The organism is Pseudomonas sp. GD03858 (genome assembly GCF_029840925.1).
Classification (GTDB): Bacteria; Pseudomonadota; Gammaproteobacteria; order Pseudomonadales; family Pseudomonadaceae; genus Aquipseudomonas.
Genome location: NZ_JAOCDM010000193.1, coordinates 1 through 4,493, shown reverse-complemented (window position 1 = coordinate 4,493; position 4,493 = coordinate 1). Strand labels below are relative to the sequence as shown.

The 4,493-nt window shown below is 64.6% G+C and carries 4 protein-coding genes; 3 read left to right on the top strand and 1 reads right to left on the bottom strand.

Annotated features, from left to right (window positions below; translation table 11 throughout):
- The 3 genes from N5D48_RS25740 to N5D48_RS25730 all read left to right on the top strand — a co-directional run.
- Positions 1–1,163: amino acid ABC transporter permease (locus N5D48_RS25740; protein ID WP_279888930.1), on the top strand; the 1,163-nt coding region annotated here is incomplete at its 5' end.
- Positions 1,164–1,173: 10 nt separating this feature from the next.
- A complete protein-coding gene (locus N5D48_RS25735) occupies positions 1,174–2,271 on the top strand; it encodes an amino acid ABC transporter permease (protein WP_110736756.1) in 1,098 nt (365 codons plus the stop codon).
- 10 nt (positions 2,272–2,281) lie between these two features.
- Positions 2,282–3,046 (top strand): amino acid ABC transporter ATP-binding protein, encoded by a 765-nt coding sequence (locus N5D48_RS25730; protein ID WP_279888927.1) that lies wholly within the window; start codon positions 2,282–2,284, stop codon positions 3,044–3,046.
- A 238-nt stretch (positions 3,047–3,284) separates the two neighbouring features.
- On the opposite strand, the gene algW is transcribed toward N5D48_RS25730, so the two are convergent.
- Positions 3,285–4,445 (bottom strand): Do family serine endopeptidase AlgW, encoded by a 1,161-nt coding sequence (algW, locus tag N5D48_RS25725; RefSeq protein ID WP_279888926.1) that lies wholly within the window; start codon positions 4,443–4,445, stop codon positions 3,285–3,287.
- Positions 4,446–4,493 lie beyond the last annotated feature (48 nt).

Here is a 4,493-nt window from a genome sequence, read left to right as displayed (position 1 = left end):
GCGCACGGAAAGGGTTTTCCCTTAGTGATCCACGTGTGCGCGCGTGGCTGTTCCAGATCCTCACGGTGGTCTTCGTGGTGGGCCTGGGCTGGTACCTGTTCCACAACACCCAGACCAACCTGCAGCACCGGGGCATCACCTCGGGCTTCGATTTCCTCGAGCGCAGCGCCGGCTTCGGCATCGCCCAGCACCTGATCCCCTATGTGGAATCGGACAGCTACGCCCGGGTATTCGTCATCGGTCTGCTCAACACCCTGCTGGTGACCTTCATCGGCATCATCCTGGCGACGCTGCTGGGCTTCATCATCGGCGTGGCGCGGCTGTCGCCGAACTGGATGATCAACAAGCTGGCGACGGTGTACGTCGAGACCTTCCGCAACATTCCGCCGCTGCTGCAGATCCTGTTCTGGTACTTCGCCGTGTTCCTGACCCTGCCGGGACCACGGGGCAGCATCAACATCGACGACACCTTCTTCATCAGCAACCGCGGCCTGAACATGCCCGGCGCCTCGATGGCCGAGGGCTTCTGGCCGTTTGTGATCGCGCTGGCGCTGGCAATCGTCGCCATCGTGGTGATGGTGCGTTTCGCCAACAAGCGTTTCGACGAAACCGGCGAGCCGTTCCACAAGTTCTGGGTCGGCCTGCTGCTGTTCATCGGCATCCCCGGCGTGTGCGCGCTGCTGTTCGGCAGCCCGGTGCACTGGGAAGTGCCGCAGCTCAAGGGCTTCAACTTCGTCGGCGGCTGGGTGCTGATCCCCGAGCTGCTGGCCCTGACCCTGGCGCTGACCATCTACACCGCGGCGTTCATCGCCGAGATCGTGCGTTCCGGCATCCGTTCGGTCAGCCATGGCCAGACCGAGGCGGCTCGCTCGCTGGGCCTGCGCGAAGGCCCGACGCTGCGCAAGGTGATCATTCCCCAGGCGCTGCGGGTGATCATTCCACCGCTGACCAGCCAATACCTGAACCTGGCGAAGAACTCGTCGCTGGCGGCCGGCATCGGCTATCCGGAGATGGTCTCGCTGTTCGCCGGTACCGTGCTCAACCAGACCGGCCAGGCCATCGAGGTGATCGCCATCACCATGAGCGTCTATCTCGCCATCAGCATCAGCATTTCGCTGTTGATGAACTGGTACAACAAGCGCATCGCGCTGATCGAACGGTGAGGGTACATCCGTGACAGCCCATGTTTTCAAACCCGACATGCCGCCACCGGTGAAGACCGTTGGCGTGCTCGCCTGGATGCGGGCCAACCTGTTCTCCAGCTGGCTCAACACCCTGCTGACGTTGTTCGCCCTGTACCTGGTCTGGCTGATCGTGCCGCCGCTGGTGCAGTGGGCGTTCATCGACGCCAACTGGGTCGGCACCACCCGCGCCGATTGCACCAAGGAAGGCGCCTGCTGGGTGTTCATCCAGCAGCGCTTCGGCCAGTTCATGTACGGCTACTACCCGGCGGAGCTGCGCTGGCGCGTCGACCTGACCGTGTGGCTCGCCGTGCTCGGCGCCGCACCGCTGTTCATCAAGCGCTTCCCGCGCAAGGCCGTGTACGGCCTGGGCTTCCTGGTGCTATACCCGATCCTCGCCTACATCCTGCTGCACGGCGGCGTGCTGGGCCTGGACACGGTGCCCACCAGCCAGTGGGGCGGCCTGATGCTGACCCTGGTGATCGCCACGGTCGGCATCGTCGGCGCCTTGCCGCTGGGCATCCTGCTGGCCCTGGGGCGACGCTCGAACATGCCGGCGGTGAAGGTGGTCTGCGTGACCTTCATCGAGTTCTGGCGCGGCGTGCCGCTGATCACCGTGCTGTTCATGTCCTCGGTGATGCTGCCGCTGTTCCTGCCCGAGGGCATGAGCTTCGACAAGCTGCTGCGGGCGATGATCGGCGTGATCCTGTTCCAGTCGGCGTACATCGCCGAGGTGGTGCGCGGCGGCCTGCAGGCCATCCCCAAGGGCCAGTACGAAGCCGCCGCGGCCATGGGCCTGGGCTACTGGCGGGCGATGGGCCTGGTGATCCTGCCCCAGGCGCTCAAGCTGGTGATCCCCGGCATCGTCAACACCTTCATCGCCCTGTTCAAGGACACCAGCCTGGTGATCATCATCGGTCTGTTCGACCTGCTCAACAGCGTCAAGCAGGCGGCGGCCGACCCGGCCTGGCTGGGCATGGCCACCGAGGGCTATGTGTTCGCCGCCCTGGTGTTCTGGATTTTCTGTTTCGGTATGTCCCGCTACTCCATGCACCTGGAGCGCAAGCTGGACACTGGCCACAAGCGTTAGGAGTTTCGAAATGAGTGAAGCGATCAAGCAGCCTGCCGGCCCCGAAGGCATCATCCAGATGCAGGGCGTGAACAAGTGGTACGGCCAGTTCCATGTGCTCAAGGACATCAACCTGAACGTGCGTCAGGGCGAGCGCATCGTCTTGTGCGGGCCGTCCGGCTCGGGCAAGTCGACCACCATCCGCTGCCTCAATCGGCTGGAGGAGCATCAGCAGGGGCGCATCGTCGTCGACGGCGTGGAGCTGACCAACGACCTCAAGCAGATCGAGGCGATCCGCCGCGAGGTGGGCATGGTGTTCCAGCACTTCAACCTGTTCCCGCACCTGACCATTCTCGAGAACTGCACCCTGGCGCCGATGTGGGTGCGCAAGCTGCCGAAGCGCAAGGCCGAGGAAATCGCCATGCACTTTCTCGAGCGGGTGCGCATTCCGGAGCAGGCGCACAAGTACCCGGGGCAGTTGTCCGGTGGTCAGCAACAGCGGGTGGCGATTGCCCGGGCGCTGTGCATGAAGCCGAAGATCATGCTGTTCGACGAGCCGACTTCGGCGCTGGACCCGGAGATGGTCAAGGAGGTGCTCGACACCATGGTCAGCCTGGCCGAAGACGGCATGACCATGCTTTGCGTGACCCACGAGATGGGCTTTGCCCGTACCGTGGCGAACCGGGTGATCTTCATGGACAAGGGGGAGATCGTCGAGCAGGCCGCGCCGGATGACTTCTTCGACCGGCCGCGCAGCGATCGGACCAAGCTGTTCCTGAGCCAGATCCTGCATTGATGCAATCGGGGCCGCCCCACCGGGGCGGCTGACGCGGTCCCTGTAGGAGCGGCCTTGTGTCGCGATGGGCCGCTACGCGGCCCCGGGGATATGTGCTGCGAAGCTGAAAACCTGGGGCCGCTACGCGCCCCCCGGGGATATGTGCTGCGAAGCTGAAAACCTGGGGCCGCTTACGCGCCCCATCGCGACACAAGGCCGCTCCTACAGGGACCGCGCATAAGGTTCACCCTGTGTTGGTTTACTTCTCTTCCTTCGTGGCCACCGGCGCAGGCGGCGGTCGCAGCCCCACCTCGGCCACCAGCTTCAGTTGCTGCCCATTGCGCACCACCTCGATGGTGATCTTCTCGTTAGGCTTGATCCGCGCCACCTGGTTCATCGACTTGCGCCCATCACCGGCCGGCTCGCCGTTGATGCTCAGGATCACGTCACCCAACTGCAACCCTGCCCGTGCTGCCGGACCATCGCGGAAGATCCCGGCCACGACGATGCCCGGACGGCCCTGCATGCCGAACGACTCGGCTAGCTCCTGACTCAGCGGCTGCACCTCGATCCCCAGCCAGCCTCGGATCACCTGGCCGTGCTCGATGATCGACTTCATCACCTCCAGCGCCAGCTTGACCGGGATGGCGAAGCCGATGCCTTGCGAACCGCCGGATTTGGAGAAGATCGCCGTGTTGATGCCCACCAGGTTGCCGTTGGCATCGACCAGCGCGCCGCCGGAGTTGCCCGGGTTGATCGCCGCGTCAGTCTGGATGAAGTCCTCGTAGTTGTTCAGGCCCAGCTGGTTGCGGCCGGTGGCGCTGATGATGCCCATGGTCACGGTCTGGCCGACGCCGAACGGGTTGCCGATGGCCAGGGTCACGTCACCGATGTGGATGTTGTCGGAGCGGCCGATGGTGATCGCCGGCAGGCTCTTGAGGTCGATCTTGAGTACCGCCAGGTCGGTTTCCGGGTCGCTGCCGATGACCCGGGCGAGGGTCTCGCGGCCGTCCTTGAGGGCCACGACGATCTGGTCGGCGCCGCTGGTGACGTGGTTGTTGGTCAGCAGGTAGCCCTCGGGGCTCATGATCACCGCCGAACCCAGGCTCGACTCCCAGCGCCGTTGCTTGGGCAGGTTGTCGCCGAAGAAGCGGCGGAACTGCGGGTCTTCGAACAGTGGGTGGGCGCTCTTGTTCACCACCTTGGTGGTGTACAGGTTGACCACGGCGGGCGCGGCCAGGGTCACGGCATCGGCGTAGGACACCGGGCCCTGCATGATCTTCGTGGTTTGCGGCGCCTGCTGCAGGTTGACGTCCTGGCTGGGCAGGCCGACCCATTGCGGGAAGCGCTGGATGATCAGCATGGCGATCAGCACGCCGGTGAGCAGGGGCCAGCCGAAGTAACGCAGAGCCTTGAACATGAATGAATCCTGGGAGTAGGGCGGGGGCCATGTCAGTTCGGCCCGGGG

Excerpts from the sequence above, each read along its gene's own strand:
- N5D48_RS25730 (WP_279888927.1), top strand. The coding sequence starts at position 2,282 with ATGAGTGAAGCGATCAAGCAGCCTGCCGGCCCCGAAGGCATCATCCAG.
- algW (WP_279888926.1), bottom strand. The coding sequence starts at position 4,445 with ATGTTCAAGGCTCTGCGTTACTTCGGCTGGCCCCTGCTCACCGGCGTG.